The organism is Amycolatopsis sp. NBC_00345 (genome assembly GCF_036116635.1).
Classification (GTDB): Bacteria; Actinomycetota; Actinomycetes; order Mycobacteriales; family Pseudonocardiaceae; genus Amycolatopsis.
On record NZ_CP107995.1, the window covers coordinates 1856148 to 1882385 of the forward strand.

Consider the following 26238-nt stretch of genomic DNA (forward strand, 5'->3'; position numbering starts at 1 on the left):
CGTGGACATCGATTTCCCGTTCCACATCGGACCGCGCGGCCGGGTCGCGGACACCGGCTACGCCGACCACGTGCTCGACCTGATCGAGCAGCTGCTGTTCACCACGCCGGGGGAGCGCGTGATGCGCCCGGACTTCGGCGTGGGGCTGCTGGACCTGGTCTTCGAGCCGAACAGCCCGGAGCTGGCCGCCGCGCTGCAGGTCTCCGCGGAGGGCGCGCTGCTGACCTGGCTCGGGGACCTGATCAAAGTGGACTCGCTGGTGGTCACCGCGGAGGAGAGCACGTTGCGGATCGAGATCGCGTACGTGCTCCTCGCGACCGGTGAGCGCAGACAAGACGTGCTCGAAGGGACGGCAGCGTGATCGACTGCACCGACGAACGCCGCCGCGCCGAAGTACGGGCGCGCGAGCGCAACGGGATCGACGCGGTGAGTGTGAGCGACGACCGCCGCACCCTCACCGTGCTCTTCTTCGGCCAGGCGCCGGAAGAACTGGCCCCGGCGAACTTCCGGATCGACGGCGGCCGCCGGATCACCGGGATCGAGGTCGTCTCGGCCGAGGTCTGCACGGGCGCCGACCCGGATTTCGCGGACGGCGTGCGGCTGACCGTGGACCGCGCCGGGGACCTGTCCACTTATCGGCTGTGTGTGGTGGAAACCGGTCCGGACGGCAAACCGGGCACCAGGCCGTACCCGGGCTTCGACCCGCGGTACGCCTGCGCGGACTTCACCTTCACCGCCTGCGGCGACCTCGACTGCGCGCCGGCCGAGGACTGTCCACAACCGGCTGTGCCCGGCCCGGAAATCGACTACCTGAGCAAGGATTACGCGAGCTTCCGCCAGTTGATGCTGGACCGGCTGAGCCTGACCATGCCGTCCTGGACCGAACGGCACGTGCCGGACGTCGGGATCGCGCTCGTGGAACTGCTCGCCTACGAGGGCGACCGGCTCAGCTACCAGCAGGACGCGGTGGCGACCGAGGCGTACCTGGACACCGCGCGCCTGCGAGTGTCCGTCCGCCGGCACGCCCGCCTCGTGGACTACTTCGTGCACGACGGGTGTTCCGCGCGGGCCTGGGTGTGCCTCGAAGCGGACGAGGAGGTGCCGCTGCCGCAAGGCGCGTTCCGGTTCGCCGCCCTGCCCGCCGGGGTACTCGCGGACGAGGGCCCGGTGCTGCAGCAGAGCGATCTCGACCGGCCCGGCCTGCCGGAGTACGAGGTGTTCGAGCCGGTGCACGCAGAACCCGTGCTGCTGCGCCCCGCGCACAACCGGATTTCCCTGTGGACCTGGGGCGACCACGATTGCTTCCTGCCCAAGGGCGCTACTTCGGCGACTCTCGCCGACACCGATCGTGGGCTGTGCTTGACCGCCGGGGACGTGCTGGTCTTCGAGGAACTGGTCGGCGTGAAGAGCGGGGTGGCCGCGGACGCCGACCACACGCACCGGCAGGCGGTCCGGCTGACGTCGGTCACCGAGACCACCGACGAGCTGTACTGCCAGCCGTTGCTCGAAATCACCTGGGCCCGCGAGGACGCGCTGACGTTCCCGTTGTGCGTCAACGCGCGCGGCGGCGCGGACTGCACCGACTACGAGGTCGGCGTCGCGCGCGCCAACGTGGTGCTGGTCGAGCACGGCGCCCGGATCGACTGGTGCGGCGGTGCGCCCGAGCAGCACGACGTGCCGCCGCCCGAGGGGACCGAGCCGGGCTGCCCGGACCCGGTCGGCTTCGGCTGTCCCGACGAGGCCCGCCCGGCCCAGCGGCCGGGTTATCCGCCGTTGCCGGTGCGGTTCCGGCCGGCGCTGAAGCATCAGCCGGTCACGCAGAGCGCGCCGTTCCCGCTGCCCGCCGATGTCGCGGCCGCGCAGGCCCGGTGGCTGGTCGCGCTGCCCGATCGCGTCCGCGCCCGGCTGACCGGACTGTGGCGGGCCGGCGAGCCGCTGTCCGATGTGGACATCGCCTTCGTCACGACTCTGTTCGGCGCCAAGCTGATGGCGAAGCTCGAACTCCGCAGGCACCCCCGGCGGGCGCTGCGGTACCTGCTCGCCCGATTCGACGACCTGCTGGAGGCCAAGCTGGCCCGGGTGCATCGGCTGATCCGCCGGGCCCGCGCCGGCTACGTGCTCACCGAGGCGAACGAGGGCTGGGAGATCGGCCAGAGCTGGGGCGTCGAAGAAGGCGAAGCGCTCGACGAGCACAGCGCGGCTTTCCGTGGTGCGGCCGGCCTGGCGACGCAGCCGGATCCCCGGGTCGCGCTCCCCGCCGTCACGGTGACCGATCGCGACGGGGAAGTCTGGCTGCCTCAACGAGATCTGCTCGACAGCGGCCCGGCCGACCGCGTCTTCGTCGGCGAGCTCACCGACACCGGTGCGGTGGTGCTGCGGTTCGGCGACGGCCGTAACGGCGCCGAGTACCCGCTGGGTGGCACGCTGACCGCGTCGTTGCGGGCCGGCACCGGCCTGGCCGGCAACGTCGGCCGGGAGGCGATCAACCGGGTCGTGCTCTGCCGGACCTCCCTGTCGGGCATCCGCGTGGTGCGCAACCCGTTGCCCGCCACCGGAGGCGCCGATCCGGAACCGGTGTCCGAGGTCCGGTCGCGGGCGCCGCAGGAGGCCCGGCACCGGCTGCTGCGGGCGATCACGGCGGACGACTACGCGACGCTCGCCGGGCAAGACCCGGGTGTGCAACGGGCCGCGGCCGACTTGCGGTGGACCGGCAGCTGGTACGAGGCGCAGGTCGGGCTGGACCCGCTCGGCACGGAGGTCGCCCCGGACTGGCTGCTCGACGAGGTCCGCGTGGGGCTCTACCCGTACCGCCGGATCGGCCACGACCTCGCCGTGTCGAGTGCGACGCTGGTGCCGCTCGACCTCGCGCTGCACGTCGAGGTCCTGTCCGACTACCTCGCCGGGCACGTGCGGGCGGCGCTGCGGCGGGCGCTGGCGGGCTTCTTCGCGCCGGACAACCTGACCTTCGGCACCCCGGTCCGGGTCAGCCAGGTGGTCGCCGTGGTGGCCGCGGTACCGGGCGTCCGGCACGCCGAGGTGACCCGGCTGCAGCGGCAGTTCGGCCCGCCGGGCACCGCGCTCGACACCGGCGTGCTGCCGATCGGGCCACTCGAAGTGGCGCAACTGGACGACGATCCGAGCCGGCCCGAGAACGGGCTGCTCACCCTCGACCTGGCAGGTGGGCGATGAGCTGTTCGTGTGGCTGCGGCACCCCGGCCGCCGCGATGACCCCCGCTTCGACATACAACCGGCCGGGGCTGCCCGCGCTGTCGGCCCGGATCGGCACGCACAGCCAGTTCCGGGAGACGATGCTGGCCCGGATCGCGAGCCGGCCGGCCCTGGCGCGGCTGACCACGCGGGAGCCGGACGACCCGGCGATCGCGCTGCTGGACTGCTGGGCGATGGTCGGCGACGTGCTGACCTTCTACCAGGAGCGGCTCGCGAACGAGGGCTACCTGCGCACCGCGGCCGAGCCGGAATCCTTGATACACCTCGGCAAGCTGGTCGGCTACACGCCGCGGCCCGCGCTTTCCGCGACCACCCATCTCGCGTTCACGCTCGATCCCGGCACGAAATCGGTGATCCCGGCCGGCTCGGGCGCGAAGAGCGTGCCCGGGCAGAACCAGCTGCCGCAGAGCTTCGAGACCATCGACGACCTGACGGCCCGCGAGGAGTGGAACACCCTGCAGGTCGCGCAGAACGAACCGGTGGACCTGGACGGGAACTCCGCCCAGGGGATCCGGCAGATCGGCGTCGAGGGCACCTCGGCCAACCTGAAGACCGGGGACCGGCTGCTGTTCCTGTTCGGCTCGCACAACCCGGTGGTCCGCACCGTCGAGCTGGCCACTGTGGACTTCACGGCCGGCCGGACCACGGTCACGCTGACCGTGCCGGACGGTGACCTCAACGAGCTGAACCAGGCGATCGTCGACCTCGCCAAGGCGATCGGCACGGCTTTGGACGCGAAGCACACGTCGCCGTGGACGGCCGACTCGGCCGAACTGCTGACGACCGCCCAGGCGTATCTGGCGGAACTCGATCCCCGGCCGGACGTGACCGTGGTGCCGTACCAGCTGGTGCGCACCGCCCAGCAGCTGAGCACGGACCTGCCCGAGGACGCGGCGATCGCCGGGGCGCACGCCGGCTGCTCGGTCCAGGACTGGTACGACGGCCCCGTGCGGCAGGTCGTCGTATCCGCTACGGACCTGCTGAAGCTGATCCTCGAGACCACGCGGGGAACCGACTACGAGACCGCGTACCTCAAGCAGCTCGCGCACGATCTGTTCTGCCCGCCGCAGGAGTTCCTGGCCCGCGCGGACGGCCGGGCGCCGATGGCGGACATCCCGTGCGGCGGCGAGCCCTGCCCGGGCTGCTGCGACCGGGCTACCGCGCTCATCGCGCTCACGCCGGTGCTGCCGTGGCTGCGCCGGGACCCGTCGCGGCCGCCGCGCCGGGCGATCGAGCTCAAGTCCACAGTGGACGATCTCTTCCGGCCCGACTCCGACGTGCACCCGAAGCTGCTCATCGCGGCCGACCCCCGGCTCGGGCCGAGTCTGCACAAGGCGTGGGCGAACCAGCGGATCGCGCCGCCGCCGCAGCTGTCCGGCCTGCAGGTGCTGCGGCTGAAGGCGGTGACGATCGAGACTCCGGCGGGGACCTCGGCCCCGGACGGCACCACCGTGCTCTACCTGGACAACGTCTACGACGGGATCGCCAGGGACAGCTGGGTCGTGCTCGACCCGGGCACGGACCCCGAAGCCCCCATTCTGGAGTCGTCCCCGGTGCAGGTCGTGTCGGCCGCCCAGGCGTCGGTCGACATCACGGTGAAGGATGCCTCCGGCACGCCGAAGCCGGTGGGCACCAAGCAGGTCACCGTGCTGACCGTGCGCGTGACGTTGAATAACGCGCTGCCGGCGGGCACCGTCGTGTGGGCCCAGGGCGAATCGCTCACCGCGCTCGGCGACCCGATCACCCTCGACGTCGGCGGGGACGAGATCGAGCTGGGCCGGCTCTACGAAGGGCTGCGGCCGGGCCGGTGGCTGGTGGTTTCCGGCGAGCGCACCGACGTCCCGCACACCAGCGGGATCCTGGCGAGCGAGCTGACCATGGTCGCCGGCATCCGGCAGCGGGTGGACCCGGACCGGCCGGGCGCGCAGGTGCGCACCTACCTGGCACTGGCCACCACGCTGTCGTACCAGTACCGCCGCACCGCGGTGACGCTCTACGGCAACGTCGTGGCCGCCGACCAGGGGGAGACCCGCACCGAGGTGCTCGGCAGCGGCGATCCGGGCGCGGCCGGCCAGACGTTCCCGCTGCGGCAGATCACCGCGGACAACCCGCTGACGTTCCTGCCGTCCGCCAACGCGCTCGGCGCGGACAGCACGCTCACCACCCGCGTGTCCGGCGTGCGCTGGCACGAGACGGACGGGCTGGTCTGGTCCGGCCCGGCCGGGCACGACTACGAGGAGGTCGTCGCCACGGACGGGGCCCGTTCGGTCCGGTTCGGCGACGGCGTGCACGGCGCCCGCGTGCCGGCCGGGGTGGAGAACGTGACCGCGGCCTACCGGGTCGGCGCGGGCCACAGCGGCAACGTCGACGCCGGGCAGATCAACCAGCTGACCGGCCGGGCGCCCGGCGTGCGGTCGGTGACCAACCCGCTCGCCTCCGGCGGGGGAGCCGACGGAGACGGCCCGGCGGACGCCCGGGGCACCATCCCGTTGCGGATGCTCGCCCTCGACCGGCTGCTGTCGGTCCGCGACTACGAGGACTTCACCCGCGCCCGGGCCGGGATCGGCAAGGCCTCGGCGGTGAAGCTGTCCGCCGGCGGGCAGCGGGTCGTGCACGTCACCATCGCGGCCACCGGGGACGCGCGGATCGATCCGTCGTCCGGGCTGTTCACCACGCTGGAATCCGCGCTGGCGGCCTTCGGCGACCCCGCCGCCGGCATCCGGGTCGCGGTCCGGGACCAGGTGCTGCTCGTGCTGCGGGCCGGGGTCAAGGTGCAACCCGACTACTCGTGGGACCTCGTGGAGCCGGCCGTCCGCGCGGCGCTGCTGGACCGGTTCTCCTTCGCCGGCCGTGATCTCGGCGAACCGGCGTACCTCAGCGAGGTGTTCGCGGCGATCCAGGCCGTGCCGGGGGTGGACTACGCCGACATCGACGTGTTCGACGGGATCCCCGGCGACGTCACGCCGATCGACCTGGCCACCATCGTGGACGGGCTCACCGAGGCGAAGGCGTGTGTGCCCGCCTCCGGCGCCCGGTTCGTCGAGGCCGTCGACGAGGTCGGCTTCGTCGACGGCTACGGCTGGGACACGCTGTCCACGATCGCGCTGCGGCACGGCCTGACCCTCGGCGAGCTGGTCCGGCTGAACCCGCGCCTGGCCTCGGCCGAGCTCCGGCCGCACGAACGGCTCACGGTGTTCCGCGGCATCCGTCCCGCCCAGCTCGCCGTGCTCCCGGACGGGGTGCCGGAGGCACTGACCCTGGTGAGGATCCCATGACCCGCAACGCGGACCGGCTCTACGACCTGCTGCCGTCGGTCTACCGCCGGCGCGACGAGGAGAACGAGGGCCCGCTCAAGGCCCTGCTCGGGGTGATCACCGAGCAGGCCGACCTGATCGGCGCCGACCTCGACGCGCGGTACGAGGACTGGTTCGTCGAGACCTGCGAGGACTGGGTCGCGCCGTACCTCGGCGACCTGGTCGGGTACCGGATCCTGCCCGGCGCGGACGAGGCGCTGGCCACCGGCTCCGAGGCGGCCCAGCGGCTGCTCGCCGCGCTCGCGTCGCGGCGCGACGTCGCGCACACCGTCGGCAACCGGCGCCGGAAGGGCACGCTGGCCCTGCTGGAACAGCTCGCGGCGGACGTCGCGGACTGGCCGGCCCGCGCCGTCGAATACCGGCAGCTGCTCGGGGTCACGCAGGCGGTCCGCCTGCACGGCCGCGACCCGCGGGCGGACCGGCGGCGGCTGTCGCGGGGCCGGCTCACCGACCTGCGCCGCGCCGGCGCGCTCGACCGGCTCGACGGGCCGTTCGACGAGCTGGCCCACACGGCCGACGTCCGGCGGATCACCTCGCCGCACGGGGCCGGCCGGTACAACATCCCGGAGATCGGGCTGCACGTGTGGCGGCTCAAGCCGTATTCGATCACTGCCGCGCCCGCCTACTGCGAGGACCGGGCCCGCACCCACTTCACGTTCAGCATCCTCGGCAACGACACCCCGCTGATCACCGCGCCGGAGCGGGAGCCCTCGCCGGCGCACATCGCGGACGAGACGAACGTGCCGGCGTTCATCCGGCGGCACGCGTTCGCCGAGCAGACGGCCGCCTACTACGGCCCCGGCAAGAGCCTGTGTGTCCAGCTCGGGGACGGGAAACCGGTGCCACTGGGGAACATCGTGCCCGCGGACCTGTCCGGCTGGCGCTACCGGCCGGGCCGCGGCCAGGTGGCCGTCGACCCGGTGCTCGGCCGGATCGCCTTCGCCGCCAGGGAAGCGCCGGACGATGGGGTGTGGGTTTCCTACCACTACGGGTTTTCCGCGGACATCGGCGGCGGGGAGTACCCCCGTCCAGTGGATCCGGCGGCCCCGCCGAAGGTCTACTACGTCGGGCCCGGCCACCACTCGCTGATCACCGACGCGGTCGGGGAATGGCGGCGGGACAAGGAAACCGACCCCGCTCTACGGGAAGGGGTGATCGAGTTCACCGACAGCGGGGCGTATCAGGAACAGCTCGAAATACCCCTGGACCGCGGCGACCGGCTGACCCTGCGCGCGGCGAAGGGCACGCGGCCGGTGCTGCGGCTGCTGGACTGGTCGAGCAACCGCCCGGACGCGCTGCGGCTGGTCGGAACCGGTCAGGGCGCGGCGGCCGACCCGTTGCCGCGGGTGGTGTTCGACGGGCTGCTGATCACCGGGCGCAGCGTCCGGGTGGACGGGCCGGTCGGCCAGTTCGTGGTGCGGCACTGCACCCTGGTGCCGGGCTGGGACCTCGACGAGGACTGCTGCCCCCGGCACGAGGAGGAGGCCAGCGTGGAGCTGGTGGACACCCCGGTGTGCCTGCAGGTGGAGCACAGCATCCTCGGCACGATCCTGGTCAACGCCGACGAAGTGCGCCGTGAGCCCAACCGGATCTGGCTGTCGGACAGCATTCTCGACGCCGCCGGGGCCGGCCTCGCCGCGGTATGCGGGCCGGGCGAGGCGCCGGCCTACGCGGAGTTCAACGCCCGGCGCGCGACCGTGTTCGGCGCGGTGCTCGCGCACGCCGCCGGACTGATCGAGAACTCCATTGTGGATGGACCGGTGCGGATCGCCCGCCGGCAGGAGGGATGCGTGCGGTTCTGCTGGCTGCCGCCGGGCTCGCGTACCCCGCCACGGTTCCACTGCGAGCCCGAGCATTCCGGCGATCCGGCCCGGGTGGTGCCGCGGTTCACCTCGACCCGGTACGGCACCCCGGGTTACGCGCAGCTCTCGCTGAATTGCCCCGACGAGATCCGCCGCGGCGCCGAGGACAGCTCCGAGATGGGCGCGTTCCACGACCTGTTCCAGCCGCAACGCGAGGACAACCTCCGGCTGCGCCTCGATGAGTACACCCCGGCGGGCAGTGACGCCGGAATCCTGTTCGCCACCTGAACCCACTGATGGGGAGACCCTCATGCAAGCCGACTTCTCGCGGGGCACGTTCGACCCGCTCAAGCACTTCTCCGCGGTGCTGGCCCAGCAGGGCCGGGTCCAGCTCGACGCGGACGCCAACGAGCAGGCCGCGATCCTGCTGCACCAGCTGCGCACCGTGGTGGCCGACCTGGTCGGCCCGGCCGCCGCGGTGGCCGGGCCGACCGCGGGGTTCACCATCGAGCCCGTCCTGGACAGCCGGACGAACAAGGTGCTGGACCTGACGATCGCGCCGGGCCGGTTCTACGTCGACGGGCGGCTGGTCGAGAACCACCGTCTGGCCGACGCGGTCACCTACTGGAACCAGCCCGACGGATACCTGGACCCGGACGCGGACACGCTGCCGGAGACCGGGCCGTTCGTGGTGTACCTGCGGGTGTGGGAGCGGCTGATCACGGCGCTGCAGGACCCGGCGATCCGCGAGGTCGCGCTCGGCGACCCCGGGCCGGACACCGCGGCCCGGGCGAAGACCGTCTGGCAGGTGGCTTGGTGCGCCGGCGAAAGCGTCGGCGACTTCTCGGAGTTCAGGCAGTCGCTGAACCCGGAGCGCGGCCGGCTCGCCGCGCGGGCGAAACGGCCCGACGACGCGGACGCGGACATCTGCCACCTGCCGCCGGAGGCGCGGTTCCGTGGCCCGGAGAACCAGTTGTACCGGGTCGAGGTGCACACCGGCGGCCTGGCCTGGCCGGGCTCCGGGGAGGTGGTGACCAGCCGGGCGCGTCGCGCGGGGCCCACCGTCGAGCTGGCCGGGGCCACGTTCAAGTGGTCGCGGGAGAACGCGTCGGTGGTCTTCCCGGTCGTGTCCGTCTCGGGGGCGACGGTGACACTCGCGACGCTGGGCCGCGACGGCAAGCTGGACCTCGACATCGGTGACCACGTCGAACTCGCCGACGACGCCACGGCCAGCCGCACCGCCGACGACGTGCCGGCGCTGCAGTGGCCGCGCCCGGCGCCGAAGCTGCTGACCGTCGTCGCGATCGACCCGGCCGACCGGCTGGTCACCCTGGACTCCGAAGTGGACGATCGCTGTGGCCCGGGCACCGACCCGGAGCTGCACCCGCTGCTGCGCCGCTGGGACCACCGCTCGTCGGCCCACTACGAGACCGGGACCCGAACCGCCGCCGCCGACGGCGCGCTGCCGCTGGTCGAGGACACCTGGATCGACCTGGAGGACGGCGTCCAGGTGCTGTTCGAAGCCCCGCCCAGACCGACCTTGGCCGAGCCCGGCCCGGGCGGCAGCTACCGCCGCGGCGACTACTGGCAGATCCCGGCCCGCACGATCACCGGCGACGTGGAATGGCCCCAGGACGGGGGAGGCCCGAGCGCGGTGGTCCCGCACGGCGTCGGCTACCACTACGCCGTGCTCGGCATCGTCGGTGCGGACGGCCAGGTGACCGAACAGCCGATCTCCTTCGAACCACTGTTCCCGGACCCGGCGGCGACGGTTGGTGCGGGTTCGCCGGGAACGCCGGGAACGCCGGGTCCGCCGGGTTCGCCGGAGGCAGGTGGGTCGGCCGCGTCGGGGGAGGGGGCGACTGGATCCGCCGCGGTTGGCGGTGGGTCGGGTGCGCCGGTGGAGGGGTTCGCCGGGTCTCCGGCGGCTGGACCGGCCGGGTTCACGGGCGCGTTCAGCGGGTCCCCAGCGGCGACTGGATCGGCGATGTCCGTGGGCGCCTTCGCCGGGTCCGCGGAGGCCGGCGGTCGGGCCGTGGGTGCGTTCGCCGGGTCCCCGGCAGCGGCTGGATCGGCGGCGTCCGCGGGCGGGTTCGGCGGGTCGCCGGCGGCTGGACCGGCCGGGTCCACGGGCGCGTTCAGCGGGTCCCCAGCGGCGACTGGATCGGCGATGTCCGTGGGCGCCTTCACCGGGTCCCCGGCGGCAGCTGGATCAGCGGCACCCGCGGCGGCGTTCAGGGGATTGCCGACAGCCCGCGGGTCGGCCACGTCCGCGGCGGCGTTCACCGGGTCCCCGGCGGCCAGCGGGCGGGCCGCGCGAAGTGTGACCGTGGTGGCGGAAGGCCCGCCGGTGCCGCAGATGGCGTTTTCGAGGCCCCTTGTGCCGCTGGGGCAATCGGCCCCGCAGCCGTCCGTTACCGCTCAAGGGCCGGACGATCCCGCAGCGCCGCAGCTTTCCTTCCCCGCTGCCGGCCCGGACGGCCCGGCAGCACCGCGGCCGGTGTCACCCAGCCCCGTCCCGCGGCAAGACGGCCCGTCAGCCGCCCAACCGGCCGCACCCAGTCCCGTTCCCGGGCAGGAGGACCCGATGCCATCCCAGCCGACCACACCCACGGCCGATTCCACCGCCCCGACCACCACCGCCCCGGCCGGCGCCACGCCGACCGCCGCCCCTTCGACCGCAGGAGAGCCGACCGCCACCCTGCCGACCACAGCCCCTGCGACCACCGCCCCGACCACAGCCCCGCCGACCACCGCTGCCCCGACTGCCGCTGCCCCGACTGCCGCTGCCCCGACTGCCGCTGCCCCGACTGCCGCCGGCCCGACTGCCGCCGGCCCGACCACCGCCGCACCGACCACCACCACACCGACCACCGCCCCGCCGGTCACCGGAGGGCAGACCGGCGTGCTCGGCAACCAGCTGACCTCCTGGCTGCGCACCGTGGTGCCCGGACTCTGGGCGACCCTGGTGGCCTGGCTCGTGTCCCTCGGCCTGCCGGCCTCGATGACCGACTGGCTGGGCGGGCTGGGCAATCAGTTGATCGTCCCGGTCGTGCTGGCCGTCGTGTACGCGCTGCTGCGGCGGCTCGAGCCGACGATGCCGCCGTGGCTGACCCGGCTGCTGATCGGCTCCAACCGTCCGCCGAGTTACTCCGGCGCTTAGAGCATGTCTCATGTGGTGAGTTTGCTGAGCTTCTTGTAGCAGGTAGAGCTGGCTCCGAGGATGAGGACGGTGGCGAAGTGCTCGACTTTGCGTTCGTAGCGCAGCGTCGAGCATCGTTATCCGGTGAACCAGGTCATGATTCGTTCGATGGCCCAGTGATGTTTGCCGATTCCCCTGGTTGGATTTGCTGTCTTTGCGGGGCGATGCGGACCTTGATGCCGCGGTCGCGGACCCAGAACCGCAGGCCGGGCTGGGACAGTGCGGATAACCAGCTCGGGCTCAGCCTCTCTATGTACACAGTGGACACTATGATCGGGTTCGGCGATGGTCGTATCTGGTGATTACTTTGATGCTACAGGGTTTCCGTGCCCTGTTGTGAGGTTTCATGTGTACCCCATTGAGTGATGTATCGAACAGACGTTCGAGGTATTGTCGTCCATATGGGGACACCAGACCAGGCGCCGGAGTGGCGCCTTTCCGAGGAAGAACTGACTGCCGGGCTTCTCGCCGCCGAGCGGCAACTATGCCGTGCGTATGCGTGGATGCTGTCCATGGTGGGCGAGATAGACCAGCGCGGTGTGGCTGTGGGTAAGGGTTTCCGTAGCACTCAGGTGATGCTGGTGCGGTCGTTGCGGATCTCGCAGAAGGAAGCGAACGCGCGGGTCGCCCAGGCGACCGCGGTGCTGCCGGTGATGCGGAACGCGTTGGCAGCCGGTGATATCAACCGTGAACACGCCCACGAGATCGCCCAGGTCTTGACCCACGCCCCGGATTCCGTGACTCCGGAGGAGCTGGCGGCCAACGAGACCACTCTGGTCGAGCTGGCCCATGAAGCCCCACCCGCGACTCTGCGGAAGGTAGGCCAGCGGATTCAGGCCTACTGGGACTTCGACGGCGTGGACCCCGACAAACGAGAACAGGACCTGGCCCGCCCCCTCCGGGAATTCCGCTACACCCGCACCCGTGACGGCCGAATGAAATACACCGGCGAGTTCGACCCCGATACCGCGACCCTCGCCGAGCAGCTCTTCACCGTGCTCGCGAAACCGGATCCTGCCGACTCTTTCGGCAACCCGGACCCGCGAACCCGATCACAACGCCAGGGTGACGCCATCGCCGCCGTGCTCGACCTCGCTGCCCGCGCCCCCGACCTGCCCGTCAAAGCCGGTGAACGAGCCGTCGCCACCATCACCGTCAGCTTGGACGACCTGCAACGCCGCGCCGGAACGGTCATGCTCGACGGACACGACCCCATGACCGTCTCCCAGCTACGCCGCTTGTGCTGCGACGCGAAAGTCCTCCCGGCTGTCCTCGGCGGCTCCGGTGAAGTGTTGGACTTGGGCCGTGCTGTCCGAACCGCCACCCCCGCTCAACGACGGGCTTTGGCTGTGCGGGACAAGGGATGCACTGCCCCTTGGTGCACGAGAGGCGCGAAATGGACCACGCCACACCACATCGAGTACTGGACCAATCCTCACGGTGGCCCCGGCGGCCCAACCGATATCGGGAACATGGCGTTGATGTGCGACCGCGACCACCTCCTCGCCCACCATGGCGGCTGGGACATCCGGCTCCGCAACGGAGTGGTCGAGTGGATCCCGCCTGCATGGCTGGACCCGCAACGAAGACCCCGCCGCAACACCGCCCACGACCCACCCGGCGTGCGTGCCGCCTGACCAGGCGGGCCGCGTAAGCAGGTGCCTCGGACGGATGGTGTGTCATGTGGACCGTGTGACCGACAGTGCCGGGTCGCGTGTCGTTGTGAATGGGTTTGGTGGTGTTGTCTCGGAAGTCGGTGGGCGATGTCGTCGTTCCCGATGTGTCGCAAGGATGGTGACAGGGCTCGTTGGCCGGGGAAGGCTGCGGAAGGCCACGACTGGCGGGACGATGTATCTGGGCAGATGCTCAGAGCCTGTCACGTTTTTTGTGTAAGCTAGAGGTGATTGCTTACATTTGTAGGTTATCAGAAGAGTATGCGTCCGGGGAAGATGTCGATCAGTGTGTTGAGTGCCACCTTCCAGCCGCGTGTTCCGGTTCCTGATTCACCACCGCGTTGACTGGATATGTTGCGGAGTCCGAGGTAGAGAAGTTTCATTGCGGCGTCTTTGTCGGGGAAGTGGCCGCGATTCTTGGTGATTTTGCGGAGTTGGAAGTTGATAGACTCGATGGCGTTGGTGGTGTAGACGATTTTGCGGAGTTCGGGTGGGTAGTCGAGGAATGGGATGAACTCGTCCCATGCGTTGCGCCACACGTCGACAGCGCCCGGGTATTGGGTACCGAATTGTTTGTCGAATTCGGCCAGGCCGAGCTCGGCTGCTTCGAGAGTGGGCGCGGTATAGATTTCTTTCATCGCTTTGACGATCTTCTTGCGGTCGCCGTAGGACACGAATCGCATCGCGTTGCGGATGACGTGCACAACACAAGTCTGCACGACAGTGTCCGGGAAGATCGCGTGAATCGCGTCGGGCAGGCCAGTCAGTCCGTCGCAGCAGGCGATGAGGATGTCCTTGACACCTCGGTTACGCAGGTCGGACAAGACCTTCTGCCAGAACTTCGCTCCCTCGGTGTCCTGGATCCAGCATCCCAGGGCGTGCTTGCGGCCGTCCACGTCGACCCCGATGGCCAGGTAAGCGACCTTGGTGGTGACGACCCCGTTGTCCTTGACCCGGATCCGGATTCCGTCGACATACAGGATCGGATAAACCTCGTCCAGCGGGCGCGATTGCCATGCTTTGATCTCGTCGACCACCACGTCGGTGATATTCGAGATCAATTCCCGAGACGCGTTCACGCCATACACTTCACGTAAATGCGCCTCGATATCACGTGTCGTCATACCGTGCGAATAGAGCGACGGGATCATGTCATCAATGTTGCCGATACGCCGTGCTCGTTTCGGCACGATAGCCGGTTCGAACGAGCCATTCCGGTCACGAGGTACCTCAATATCGACCGGGCCATTCGTGGTCGACACAGTTTTCCGGGACTTTCCGTTACGAGAATTACCGGACCCATGACCTGCCGGGTCACCGGCATCGTAGCCCAAATGGTCGGTCAACTCGGCCTGCAAAGCGCGTTCCAGCACCGCTTTGGTCATCTGATTCAGCAGGCCGTCCACGCCGTCGATCGGCGTGCCGGCCGATTTCGCGTCCTTCAGCAACGCGTCAATCGCAGACGGCGAGAACGCGTCCGCGAGCCGCCGCGCCGCCGTCTCGTCACCCTCACGAGACGATGTGTCCTGAGTCACTCGGTGTCCTTTCCGACCGCCAAACCAGCGAGTCGATCTTGGTACACCTCTGACTTACACGGTTGTCATGACACGCCCGATGCTCATCCGAGCCACCGCGAACTCCGCGAACCGCGCGCCAGCAAGACTGGATGACAACGCCGGATACCGATGCCAGGCAGGCAACGCTGGCCAACCAACCAACCAACCAACCAACCAGCCAAGCAACCAGTCAGCTAGTCAAGCAACCAACCAGCCTGCCCCGCCAAACCAGCCCGCGACCACGCCGCCAAATCCCACGTCACCCACAAAGACACCAAATCCCGTCCGAAACCCGCAAACAAGCCGGACCATCAGACAACCCATCACAGGCCTGTCGCCCGCTACGCACACCACATCAGACAACCTCTAAGACCCCGGCGGCCAAGGCAACGTAAGGAGGACCGATCACCGACGGAGGCTGATGGGCGGCACCGACGATCCCCGCAGGGTCAACTCGTCGATCGTCTCCGGGCGGTACGGCAGCGTCGCCAGGCGTTTCACCATCGTTTCTTCCGGACTGTCCACTTCGGTGCCGAAGAAGAACGCCCACTCGTGCTCGTCCGAGGCGAAGTAGACCGGTGAGCTGAACGTGTCCGTGAACCGGCGCCAGCACTGGAGGAGGGTCGAGTTGCGCCACAGCGTCGGGCAGCCGCCCTGGTACGCCACCACTCCGCCGGCGGTGAGCAGCTCCCGGCACAGGCTCAGGAACTCCTTGCCGTACAGGCGGTTGTGCTGTGCGTCGGTGCCGTCCTGCTCGTCCGGCAGGTCGACCAGGACGATGTCGTACTTTTCGGTGCAGCCGCGGATGAACTCCCAGCCGTCGGCGTAGTGCACGCGGATCGGGCCGTCGCCGCGCTCGGCGTCGGCCAGTTCGGCAGGCGAATAGCCGTAGGGCAGGTGTTCGGCGCAGAGCCGGACCGCCTGGGCGTCGATGTCTACGTGGTCGACGACCGACGCGCCCGCCGCCACCGCGATCCGGCACACCACGCCTTCGCTCGAACCGACCACCAGCACCCGGTCCACGCGGGCGGCCAGGAGCAGCGCGGGCACGAGCAGGGCCTCGTGGTAGACGAGCTGGCTGAGCTCGGTGCTCTGCCGCTCGTCGTCGCAGAACAACGAGATGCCCTGGGCGGTCTTGCCGATCACCAGGTGCTGGTAGCCGGTGCGGGTGTCGGCGAGCACGTCCGAAACGTGCCAGACCCTGGTCAGGCCGGCGCCGACCGGTTCCTCGATGTTCAACGGTCTTCCTGTCCTCTGTGGATGGTGGTGGTCCTGGACACGCCCGCACCGAGTTTGTCCTGCAGCAGGTGCACGGCCAGCTCCGGGTCCGCGCGGCGGCCGCAGGTGAACACGTCGACGAACACCGACCCGCTTTCGGGGTAGGAGTGGATCGACGCGTGCGACTCGGACAGCAACGCGAGCACGGTGATGCCCTGCGGCTCGAACCGCTTGAACGTCAGTTCGCACACCGTCGCCCCGGCCTGCTCCAACGCGCGTCGCAAGCTCTCGCACAGGAAACCGGCGTCGTCGAGAACCTCGGGCGACACTCCTGAAAACTCCGTGAGCACGTGCCGGCCGGCGAACTCGCCGACCTCGCCCGGTTCGCCGCCGACGAAGTACGTCCGCAACGGCGGGAAGCCGTTGAACGACACCGACGAGTAGCTCTGGGTGTACGCGCCCGTGTTCAGGATGTCGACGTGGTCACCGGCCTGCAACGCCAGCGGCAGGCGGTACGGGGTGTGCTGGTAGAGCACGTCGTCACCGTCGCAAGTGGGCCCGGCGATCACGACCGGGCCGTCCGGAGTGCCGTCGTGCGCGGTCTCCAGGCGGTAGGCGATGGCTTCGTTCTCCGTCTCGGCCATCCCGCCGTACCGCCCGATATCCAGGTACACCCAGCGTTTCTCGTCCGTCGAGGACTTGCGGGACACCAGCACGACCTCGCTGCGGATCATCCCGGCGTCGGCCACCACCGCCCGGCCCGGCTCGAACGCCAGGTCCGGCGCGACGGGGAAGTGACGCTTGACCGACGCGCGGATGGCTGCCGTGTAATCGGCCAGTGGCGGCGGAGCGGTCGCGTACCGGCTCGGCAGCCCGCCGCCGATGTTCAAGCCGCGCAACGAAACGCCCCGCGCGGCCACCGCGCGGGTGACCATGGCGGCGGTGGCGATGCCGGCGTCCCACGCCCGTGGGTCGAGGTGCTGGGAGCCGACGTGAAACGCGACGCCTTCCGGGTCCAGCCCGAGGGCCGCGGCGCGCGTGAGCAGGTCCACCGCCATTTCCGGGGCACAGCCGAACTTCTGCCCGAACGGGGTCTGCGAGCCGGGACTGTCCACGAGAATCCGGCACGACACCGTCGATCCGGGCGCGTGCTCGGCGATGTTCGTGAGGTCCGGGAGGCTGTCGAAGGTGAACCGCCGAACGCCGGCCCGGTAGGCGAACGCGATGTCCCGCGCCTTCTTCACGGTGTTGCCGTAGGAGATCAGCTCGGGGCGGGCGCCCTGGGCGAGGCACAGCTCGATCTCCTCGCGCCCGGCCACGTCGAAGCCGGCCCCCGCGCGAACGAGCAGCCGGACGACCTCCGGCGCCGGGTTCGCCTTCACCGCGTAGTACATCCGCGCCTCGGGCAGCGCTTCCCGAAGCCGCGTATAGCCTTCCCGCACCGCGTCGAGATCAACCACGAGGCACGGCGTCGGGGGGCTGCGGTCATCGAGGAACGCACGGCACCGTTCCGACGCCTGCGGGAGAGCTTCGATCACACGAGCCAGCGTAGCTTCCGGCCCCGGCGCGGCCGGACTCCCGCGGAATCGCCGCCCGGCCCCGGGAACCGGTGGTGAGCGGACGACCGCAGCGCGTGGTGACTCAGCGGGCCGGGGCCGGGGCCGGGAGGCTGAGGCGCCCGTCGTGGACTTCGGCGATCTGGTCGGCGGCGGTCAGGTGGGTGCGGTCGTGGGTGACCAGGACGGTGGCGGTGGCCTGCTGGTGGGTGAGGCGGGTGATGAGGTCGATGACGGCGGCGCCGCGCTGGTGGTCGAGGGCGCTGGTGGGCTCGTCGACCAGCAGCACGGTGGGCACGTTCATCAGGGCGCGGGCGATGCTGACGCGCTGGCGCTGGCCGCCGGAGAGCTGATGGGGGCGGCGGCCGGCCTGGGCGGCGAGGCCGACGGCGTCGAGCAGGTCCATGGCGCGGCCGCGAGCCTTGGCGGGGGAGCGGCCGTCGAGCTGGGCCATCACCTGGAGCTGTTCGGCGGCGGTCAGGGAGGGCAGCAGGTTGGGCTGCTGGAAGACGATGCCGATCTTGTGGCGGCGCAGGTCGGTGAGCTCACCGCGGGTCAGCCCGGCGGTGGTGGTGCCGTCGACGGTGACGGTGCCGGCGTCGGGGGTGATGAGGGTGGCGGCGACGGCCAGCAGGCTGGACTTCCCGGAGCCGGACGGGCCGGCCACGACGGTCAGGCTGCCCCGCGGCACGTCCAGGGTGACCTGGTCGAGGGCGGTGAGGCGGGAGTCGCCGTCGGGGTAGGTGAGGGTGACGTCGGTCAGGTTCAGGCTCATCGGGCGCTCCCCAGTGCGGTCAGCGGGTCGACCGCGGTGATGCGGCGGACGGACAGGGCGGCCCCGAGCACACCGAGCAGGATCATCACGGCGGCCGGGACGAGGACGGTGGCCGGGGTCAGGACGAAGGGCACGGCCGAGCCGGAGAGGACGGCGCCCAGTCCGGCGGCGAGGCCGGTGCCGGCGAGCGTGCCGCCGGTGAGCAGGACAACGGCCTGGCCGAGGGCGTCCTTCAGCAGCCCGGCGGTGGTGGCGCCCAGTGCTTTGAGGACGGCGATGTCGCCACTGCGCTGGATGGTCCAGACGGTGAAGAAGGCGCCGATCACCAAGGCGGAGATGGCGAACAGGAAGCCGCGCATCAGTTGCAGGGAGCCGTTTTCGGACGTGTAGGAGCCGATCGCGGACAGTGAGTCGTCCTTGGTGACCGTTCTGGTGCCCGCGGCCCGGTCGGTGGCCGCCAGGTCGGCGCCAGCGGCGGTGTTCAGGGCGATCACGGTCGCGGCCGGGCGGTCGCCGGTGCCGGAGGGCGGGACGGTGCTCCGCCAGGCGTCGAGGCTGGTCCAGATCACCGGGGTGTGGCTGAACGAGGCGTCGCCCGCCACCGCGGCCACGGTCATCCGCTGCCCGGCCACGGTCACCGCGGCGCCGGTGGTGACGCCGAGATCGTCGGCGGCCGTGGTGGACAGCACCACCGACTGTCCGGCGAGTTTGCCGCTGTCCGGGGCGAGGGCGGAGCCGGGCCGGACGCCGAACGCGGAGACGGCGGTGCTGCGATCACCGGCGGCGGCCTTGGTGGTGGTGATGCCGAGCGGTTCGGCGCTGAGGACACCGGGAGCCCCGGCCCATTGCCGCCACTGCTTTTCGGTGACGGTGGAGCCGGAGTACGACAGGGCCTGGCCGCCGCTGGGCGCGGTGAAGGCGATCTGGCCGGCGGGCAGGCCGGTGATCGCGGAGATGTTCTGCCGGCCCAGCCCGGCGGTCAGTCCGGACAGCAGGCCGACCAGCAGGGTGATCAGCACAACAACGGTGCCCATCAGGGCGAAGCGCCCTTTGGCGAACTTCAGGTCTCTCCAGGCGACGTACACGATTTCTCTTTCAGACGGCGGGGATCGGTGTGCCCCCTACGGTCCCCGCCAGTCCCTTGTGGAGGCATCCGGCCAGGGACAGCACTTCGCGCGCCGGAAGGAGGCGCGCCGGTTCTACCTTTTGATGGAGGCGTCCGGCGATCGGCCTCCGTAACCTGGACATACTGTGCAACCTGAACACACTGTGAACGCTCCCGTACTGACCCCGACCAGCCGGACGCTGTCCTGGTGCCTGCACCTGCTGGTCGTCGGCCTGCTCGGGCTGGCAGGCGGCCGGGCGGTGGCCGACCGCCTGCCGCAGGCCGCGGCGGTCGTCGCTGTGGCGGTGGCGTGCGGGCTGGTGTACGCGGCCGGGCCGCTGCTGCCGCGCGTCCGCACGTCGCGGCGGGCGGCCGCCGGGTGGCTGGCCTTGGTGGGCGTCGTGTGGCTGGCCCTGCTGGCTTTGACGCCCGACGGGGTGTGGGTCGCGTTCCCGTTGTACTTCCTTCAGCTGCACCTGCTTTCGCGCCGGGCCGGGCTGGCCGCGGTGGCCGTGACCGCGCTCGCGGCGATCGGCGCCTTCGCCGCCCACCGGGGATCCCTCAGCCCGGCCATCGCGATCGGCCCGGCGCTGGGCGCGGCGGTCGCGGTCGCGGTGGTGTGGGGGTATCAGGCCCTGTACCGGGAGAGCGAGCACCGCCGGCGCCTGATCGAGGAACTCACCGCCACCCGCGCCGACCTGGCCGAGGCCCAGCACGAAGCCGGGGTGCTGGCCGAACGGGAACGGCTGGCCCGCGAGATCCACGACACCCTGGCCCAGGGGCTGTCGAGCATCCAGTTGCTGTTGCGAGCTGCCGGGCGCGACCTGCCCGACACCTCGGTCAACGCCGCCCGTTACGTGGAGCAGGCCCGCCAGGCCGCGGCGGACAACCTCGCCGAAGCCCGCCGGTTCGTCGCCGCCCTCACCCCGCCCGCGCTGGACGACACCACGCTGGCCGGCGCGCTGACCCGCCTGTGCGCCACGATCAGTGCCCGCGAGATCAGTGCCCGCGAGACCAGTGCCCACGAGACCAGTGCCCGCGACCGGATCACGGCGCGCTTCCACCTCACCGGCGATGCCGTGCCACTGCCGACCGCGCACGAGGTCGCCCTGCTGCGCATCGCCCAGGCCGCACTCGCGAACACGGTCCGCCACTCCCAGGCGACCACCGTCGAGGTCACCCTCAGCTACCTCGGCGACCACGTCGCGCTGGACGTCGTCGACGACGGCACCGGCTTCGACCCCGGCCGGCTGCTCGCCCCGGACCCCGCGAGCGGCGGCTTCGGACTGGCGGCCATCCGGACCCGCACACACGCGCTCGGCGGCACTGTCACTATCGAATCCGGCGCCGGTCGCGGCACGGCTTTGGCTGTGCAGCTCCCTCTTCTCCCGCCCACCGAGAGTCTCCCGCCCGCTGAGAGCAAGCCCGGGGCCCGCCCATGACCGACACCCCCATCCGCCTGCTCCTGGCCGACGACCACCCCGTCGTGCGGGCCGGGCTCCGGGCCGTGCTGGAGACCGAACCCGGCCTCGTCGTGGTGGCCGAAGCCGCGACCGCGGAGGCGGCGGTCGCCCGCGCGGCCGAGGGCGACATCGACGTGGTGCTGATGGACCTGCAGTTCGGCGCGGGCATGAACGGCGCCGAGGCGACCGCCGCGATCACCGCCCGGCCCGGTGGCCCCCGCGTCCTGGTCGTCACCACCTACGACACCGACGCCGACACCCTGCCCGCCATCGAGGCCGGTGCCACCGGTTACCTCCTCAAGGACGCCCTTCCCGAGGACCTGGCCGCCGCCGTGCGCACCGCCGCGGCCGGGCGCACCACCCTCGCCCCCACTGTCGCCGACCGCCTGATGAGCCGGTTGCGCACTCCCGGCACCGCACTGACCCGACGTGAGATCGAAGTCCTCACGCTGGTCGCCGGCGGCCTGTCCAACCAGGCCCTCGCCAGCCGGCTCCACCTCACCGAGGGCACCGTCAAATCCCACCTGGCCCGCGTCTACACCAAGCTCGGCGTCGACTCGCGCACCGCCGCCGTGGCCGCCGCGACCGACCTGGGCCTGATCCGCCGCTGACCGGGTTCCGTCTCGAAGCACGAGTTCGTTCGGCTGGATGGATCTCCGGCCCGGGATTCGTCACGCGCTACGAACGGACGGTGCGCGAAAGCTCCTAGGGTCGCCCATAGCGAGGCGACACGAGGCGAGGAGACGAAGCATGCGGACACTCTTGCGCGGCGGCCGCGTCATCGACCCGGCGACGGGTTTCGACGGCACCGCCGACGTACTGGTGGCCGACGGGGTGGTCACCGCCGTCGGGGCGGGCCTGCAAGCCGCTCCCGGAGACACCGAGATCGACGTCTCCGGGCTCGTCGTCGGGCCCGGGTTCATCGACCTGCACAGCCACGTGCACACCATCGCCGGCCATCGGCTGCAGGCGATGGACGGGGTGACCACGGCGCTCGACCTGGAGGCCGGGCTGATGCCCATCGAGCGGGCCTACGCCGAGGCCGCCGCGGCGGGACGCCCGCTGCACTACGGCTTCTCCGCCTCGTGGGGCGGCGCCCGGGCCAAGGTGCTCGCCGGGATCGAGCCCGACGCGAACATCGGCAGCGGGCTCACCGTGCTCGGGAACCCGGTCTGGCAACGGTCTTCGTCGCCGAGCGAGCTCGCCGCCTGGTTGTCCCTTGTGGAGGGTGAGCTGGCCGCGGGCGCGCTCGGGGTCGGCGTGCTGCTCGGCTACGCGCCCGCCACCGATCCGGCCGAGTTCCTGGCCCTGGCCAGGCTCGCCAAGGAAGCCGGTGTGCCCACGTACACGCACGTGCGCGAGCTGGTGGAGGTCGATCCGGCCACGCCCGCCGACGGATCCGAGGAGATCGCCATCGTCGCGGCCGAGACCGGCGCCGCGATGCACCACTGCCACGTCAACAGCACCTCCGGACGGCACGTCGACCGGGTCCTCGCCGCGCTGGAGGCCGGGCGTTCCGCCGGGTCGCGGGTGACGGTCGAGGCGTACCCGTACGGCGCGGGCAGCACCGGGATCGGCGCGGCCTTCCTCTCGCCGGAGCGGCTGAAGATGAAGGGCCTGAGCCCGTCGAACGTGCTGATGCTGGAGACGGGGGAGCGGTTCTCCGACGAGGCCCGCCTGCTCCAGGTGCGCGCCGAGGACCCGGGGGCGCCGTGCATCCTGGAGTTCCTCGACGAGAAGGACCCGAGCGACCGTGCGCTGCTGCACCAGGCGCTCGCGTTCCCCGACGCGATCGTCGCCAGTGACGCGATGCCCGTGTACTGGAAGGACGGTGGCAACGAGTCCACCGAATGGCCACTGCCGCCGGGTGGCACGACGCATCCGCGAACGGCCGGGACGTACGCCAAGACGCTGCGCCTGATGGTGCGCGAGAGCGCGGCCTGGACCTGGCTGGAGGCGTTCCGGCGCTGTTCCTACCTGCCGGCGCGGGTGCTCGACGAGGTCGCTCCCGCCGCGCGGGCGAAAGGCCGGCTCGACGTGGGGGCGGACGCCGACATCGTGGTCCTCGACCCCGCCTCGATCACGGACGCGGCGACCTACTTCGACTCGACCCGGCCCTCGGTCGGCATCCGGCACCTGTTCGTTTCGGGGGTTCCCGTGGTCAGTGACGGGGAATTGCGCACCGACGCCTTCCCCGGCCGGCCGCTGCGAGGCGAACCGCGATGACCGAACCCGACGTGCGCGCTCTCCTCTCGGACATCGAGACCCTGGTGTGCTGCGAGTCCCCGTCGTCCGATCACGCGGCCGTGGCCCGCAGCGCCGAAGTGCTGGCGGGGGTGGGCCGGGCGCTGCTGGGCGTGGAACCCGAGCGGATCGTCCTCGACGGGTGCACCCACCTGCGCTGGCGGTTCGGCGACGGCCCGCGGCGGGTGCTGCTGCTGGGCCACCACGACACGGTGTGGCCGGCGGGATCGCTGGAGTCCCACCCGTTCTCGGTGACCGATGGAATCCTGCGCGGGCCCGGCTGCTTCGACATGAAGGCCGGGGTCGTGATGGCGCTGCACGCCGCCGCGGCGCTGCCCGATCGCACCGGACTGTCCATTTTGGTCACCGGGGACGAGGAACTCGGCTCGCCGTCGTCGCGCGGGCTGATCGAGGAAGAGGCGCGTGGCTGCGAAGCGGCGTTCGTGCTCGAAGCTTCGGCCGACGGCGGTGCGCTGAAAACCCGTCGCAAAGGCGTTTCCCACTACCGGATCGAGGTCACCGGCCGGGCCGCGCACGCCGGGCTCGAACCGGAGAACGGGGTCAACGCCGGGATCGAGGTCTCGCACCAGGTCCTCGCCGCGGCGGCGCTCGCGGATCCGGAACGGGGCACGAGCGTGGTGCCCACGGTCATCTCGGCGGGCACCACCGTCAACACCGTTCCCGCGGCGGCCAGCGTGGCGGTCGACGTGCGCGTGTGGGACGACGCCGAGCAGCTCCGCGTCGACCGGGCGATGCGGGAACTGCGCCCGGTACTGGAAAACGCCCAGGTGCGGATCCACGGTGGCATCAACCGCCCGCCGCTGGAGGCGTCGGCCGGGTTGTTCCGGCTCGCTCAGGAGCTGTCGGCGGATCTCGGGTTCGGTGAGCTGGCCGAGGCTTCGGTCGGCGGTGCCTCGGACGGCAATTACACCGCGGGGCTGGGAGTTCCGACGCTCGACGGCCTCGGCGCCGTCGGCGGCGGCGCGCACGCCGACCACGAACACGTCGTCGTCGCGGAACTGCCGCGCCGCACGGCGTTGCTCACCGCGCTCGTCGAAAACGTGCTGACTCTCCGGGGGAGTCGGGAAAGGAGTATCCCGTGACGAACCTGACGACGAATGCGGAAAGCCCGCTCACCCGGGCGGCCAACGACGAGGCGGTGGCCGCCGCGCGGGCCGCGGCCGGGGCCGCGGGCGTCGAAATCCGTGAGCTGACCGAGGTCGCCGAGCTGTCCGCGGTCGGCGACCTGTTCGAGTCGATCTGGCGGTCCGCGCCCGGCGCCCGGCCGCTGACCACGGAACTGCTGCGGGCGATGTCCAGCGCCGGGAACTACGTCGCCGGCGCCTTCGCGGAGGGCGAACTCCTGGGGGCCTGTTTCGGTTTCTTCGGCCACCCCGGCAAAGGCGGCCTGCACAGCCACATCGCCGGGGTGGCGCCGTCCGGCGCGGGCCGGGGGATCGGCCAGGCGCTCAAGCTGCACCAGCGCGGCTGGGCGCTGGCCCAGGACCTTTCGCTGATCACCTGGACCTTCGACCCGCTGGTGCGGCGCAACGCCTATTTCAACCTCGGCAAGCTCGGCGCGCTCCCGCTGCGGTACCTGCCCGACTTCTACGGGCCGATGCTGGACCGCATCAACGGCTCGGGCGACACCGACCGCCTGATGGTCGGCTGGGACCTGACGAGCCCGGCCGTACGGTCCGCGTCGTTCGGCGAACCGGTGCTGGCCGACGCGGGCGCTTTGCGGGCTCAGGGGGCCGCGACGGCGCTCTCGGCCGGTCCCGGCGGCGGGCCGGTGACCGGGCCGGCCGACTCGCCGACCGTGCTCGTTGCCGTCCCGCCCGACATAGAACTGTTGCGCCGCAACGATCCCGGCCGCGCCGCGGCGTGGCGCACGGCGCTGCGCGAGGTGCTCGGCGGGCTGATGGCGGACAACGCGAGGGTCACCGGATTCGATCGTGCCGGCTGGTACGTGATCTCTAAGGAGCAGTCGTGAAACTCAGCGGTGTGGAACTGCGCCGGGTACGGATGCCGCTCGTCGCCCCGTTCCGGACCTCGTTCGGGACCCAGTCCGAACGGGAGCTCCTGCTCGTCCGCGCGGTGACCCCGAACGGCGAGGGCTGGGGCGAATGCGTCACGATGGCCGGCCCGCTCTACTCCTCGGAGTACAACGACGGCGCCGAGCACGTGCTCGTGAACCACCTGATCCCGGCGCTGCTGCACGCCGGCGACGTCACCGCGAACAAGGTGGCGACGCACCTGGCGAAGTTCAAGGGGCACCGGATGGCGAAGGGGGCGCTGGAGATGGCGGTCCTCGACGCCGAGCTCCGGGCGCACGACCGGTCCTTCGCCGCCGAGCTCGGGTCCACCCGCGACCGGGTGCCCTGCGGGGTTTCGGTCGGGATCATGGATTCCGTCCCGCAGCTGCTCGACGTCGTCGCCGGTTACCTCGACGAAGGCTACGTGCGCATCAAGCTGAAGATCGAACCCGGCTGGGACGTCGAGCCGGTGCGCGCGGTGCGCGAGCGCTTCGGTGACGACGTGCTGCTGCAGGTCGACGCGAACACCGCGTACACACTGGGGGACGCGCCGCTGCTGGCCCGGCTCGACCCGTTCGAGCTGCTCCTGATCGAGCAGCCGCTGGAAGAGGAGGACGTGCTCGGCCACGCCGAGCTGGCCCGGCGCATCCGGACGCCGATCTGCCTCGACGAGACGATCGTGTCGGCCAGGGCCGCCGCCGACGCCATCAAACTCGGCGCCTGCCAGATCGTGAACATCAAGCCGGGCCGCGTCGGCGGTTACCTCGAAGCCCGCCGGGTGCACGACGTCTGCGCGGCGCACGGGGTGCCGGTGTGGTGCGGCGGGATGATCGAGACCGGGCTGGGCCGGGCGGCCAACGTCGCGCTCGCCTCGCTGCCCGGGTTCACCCTCCCCGGCGACACCTCGGCGTCGGACCGGTTCTACCGCACCGACATCACTGAGCCGTTCGTGCTGGAGGCCGGGCACCTGCCGGTGCCGTCCGGCCCAGGGCTCGGGGTCACCCCGATCCCCGGGCTGCTCGAGGAGGTCACCACGGCGAAGGCCTGGATCGCTTCGTAGCCGCGC

General features: G+C 71.2%; 17 protein-coding genes and 1 pseudogene. 12 read left to right on the top strand and 6 right to left on the bottom strand.

Annotated elements, in window-relative coordinates; all coding sequences use genetic code 11:
• Window position 1: 1 nt before the first annotated feature.
• The 6 genes from OG943_RS08235 (at window position 2) to OG943_RS08260 (ending at window position 13183) form a co-directional block, all read left to right on the top strand.
• Window positions 2-361: a GPW/gp25 family protein gene (locus tag OG943_RS08235; protein WP_328609098.1), complete on the top strand. Its 360-nt coding sequence runs from the start codon at window positions 2-4 to the stop codon at window positions 359-361.
• Entirely contained in the window at window positions 358-3189 is a 2832-nt protein-coding gene (locus tag OG943_RS08240; protein ID WP_328609099.1) for a putative baseplate assembly protein, read from the top strand. The genes OG943_RS08235 and OG943_RS08240 overlap by 4 nt, the downstream gene beginning before the upstream one ends.
• A complete protein-coding gene (locus tag OG943_RS08245) occupies window positions 3186-6503 on the top strand; it encodes a putative baseplate assembly protein (protein ID WP_328609100.1) in 3318 nt (1105 codons plus the stop codon). Before OG943_RS08240 ends, OG943_RS08245 begins: the two co-directional genes overlap by 4 nt.
• The gene (locus OG943_RS08250; RefSeq protein ID WP_328609101.1) at window positions 6500-8632 is read left to right on the top strand and encodes a hypothetical protein; all 2133 of its coding nucleotides are present in this window, start codon (window positions 6500-6502) and stop codon (window positions 8630-8632) included. Before OG943_RS08245 ends, OG943_RS08250 begins: the two co-directional genes overlap by 4 nt.
• A gap of 22 nt (window positions 8633-8654) precedes the next feature.
• Window positions 8655-11507, top strand: coding sequence for a DUF6519 domain-containing protein (locus OG943_RS08255; RefSeq protein WP_328609102.1), 2853 nt, complete (start codon window positions 8655-8657; stop codon window positions 11505-11507).
• A gap of 440 nt (window positions 11508-11947) precedes the next feature.
• Window positions 11948-13183 (top strand): DUF222 domain-containing protein, encoded by a 1236-nt coding sequence (locus tag OG943_RS08260; protein WP_328609103.1) that lies wholly within the window; start codon window positions 11948-11950, stop codon window positions 13181-13183.
• Between the two features lie 287 nt (window positions 13184-13470).
• On the opposite strand, the gene OG943_RS08265 is transcribed toward OG943_RS08260, so the two are convergent.
• From OG943_RS08265 to OG943_RS08290, 6 genes and pseudogenes are all read right to left on the bottom strand, one after another.
• Entirely contained in the window at window positions 13471-14754 is a 1284-nt protein-coding gene (locus tag OG943_RS08265) for an IS256 family transposase (RefSeq protein WP_328609104.1), read from the bottom strand.
• Between the two features lie 426 nt (window positions 14755-15180).
• On the bottom strand, window positions 15181-16014 hold the full coding sequence (locus tag OG943_RS08270) for a spermidine synthase (protein WP_328609105.1): 834 nt from the start codon (window positions 16012-16014) through the stop codon (window positions 15181-15183).
• The gene (speD, locus tag OG943_RS08275; RefSeq protein WP_328612030.1) at window positions 16011-16403 is read right to left on the bottom strand and encodes an adenosylmethionine decarboxylase; all 393 of its coding nucleotides are present in this window, start codon (window positions 16401-16403) and stop codon (window positions 16011-16013) included. The genes OG943_RS08270 and speD overlap by 4 nt, the downstream gene beginning before the upstream one ends.
• Before the next feature lie 60 nt (window positions 16404-16463).
• Window positions 16464-17531: pseudogene (locus tag OG943_RS08280) on the bottom strand (type III PLP-dependent enzyme); the annotation flags it as partial.
• A 103-nt stretch (window positions 17532-17634) separates the two neighbouring features.
• The gene (locus OG943_RS08285; protein WP_328609106.1) at window positions 17635-18324 is read right to left on the bottom strand and encodes an ABC transporter ATP-binding protein; all 690 of its coding nucleotides are present in this window, start codon (window positions 18322-18324) and stop codon (window positions 17635-17637) included.
• Complete coding sequence (locus OG943_RS08290; RefSeq protein ID WP_328609107.1) at window positions 18321-19409, bottom strand: ABC transporter permease; 1089 nt, start codon at window positions 19407-19409, stop codon at window positions 18321-18323. Before OG943_RS08290 ends, OG943_RS08285 begins: the two co-directional genes overlap by 4 nt.
• A gap of 184 nt (window positions 19410-19593) precedes the next feature.
• On the opposite strand from OG943_RS08290, the gene OG943_RS08295 reads away from it, so the two are divergent.
• Genes OG943_RS08295 through menC form a run of 6 tightly spaced genes read left to right on the top strand, consistent with a single transcriptional unit; the run spans window position 19594 to window position 26232 of the window.
• Window positions 19594-20871: a sensor histidine kinase gene (locus OG943_RS08295; RefSeq protein WP_328609108.1), complete on the top strand. Its 1278-nt coding sequence runs from the start codon at window positions 19594-19596 to the stop codon at window positions 20869-20871.
• Window positions 20868-21503, top strand: a complete 636-nt coding sequence (locus OG943_RS08300; RefSeq protein WP_328609109.1) for a response regulator transcription factor — start codon at window positions 20868-20870, stop codon at window positions 21501-21503. Before OG943_RS08295 ends, OG943_RS08300 begins: the two co-directional genes overlap by 4 nt.
• Before the next feature lie 37 nt (window positions 21504-21540).
• Window positions 21541-23118 carry an amidohydrolase family protein gene (locus OG943_RS08305; RefSeq protein ID WP_328609110.1) on the top strand — a complete coding sequence of 526 codons (1578 nt, stop codon included), beginning with the start codon at window positions 21541-21543 and terminating at the stop codon, window positions 23116-23118.
• On the top strand, window positions 23115-24239 hold the full coding sequence (locus OG943_RS08310; protein ID WP_328609111.1) for a M20 family metallopeptidase: 1125 nt from the start codon (window positions 23115-23117) through the stop codon (window positions 24237-24239). The genes OG943_RS08305 and OG943_RS08310 overlap by 4 nt, the downstream gene beginning before the upstream one ends.
• Window positions 24236-25129: a GNAT family N-acetyltransferase gene (locus OG943_RS08315; RefSeq protein ID WP_328609112.1), complete on the top strand. Its 894-nt coding sequence runs from the start codon at window positions 24236-24238 to the stop codon at window positions 25127-25129. The genes OG943_RS08310 and OG943_RS08315 overlap by 4 nt, the downstream gene beginning before the upstream one ends.
• Window positions 25126-26232, top strand: a complete 1107-nt coding sequence (gene menC, locus OG943_RS08320) for an o-succinylbenzoate synthase (RefSeq protein WP_328609113.1) — start codon at window positions 25126-25128, stop codon at window positions 26230-26232. The genes OG943_RS08315 and menC overlap by 4 nt, the downstream gene beginning before the upstream one ends.
• Window positions 26233-26238 lie beyond the last annotated feature (6 nt).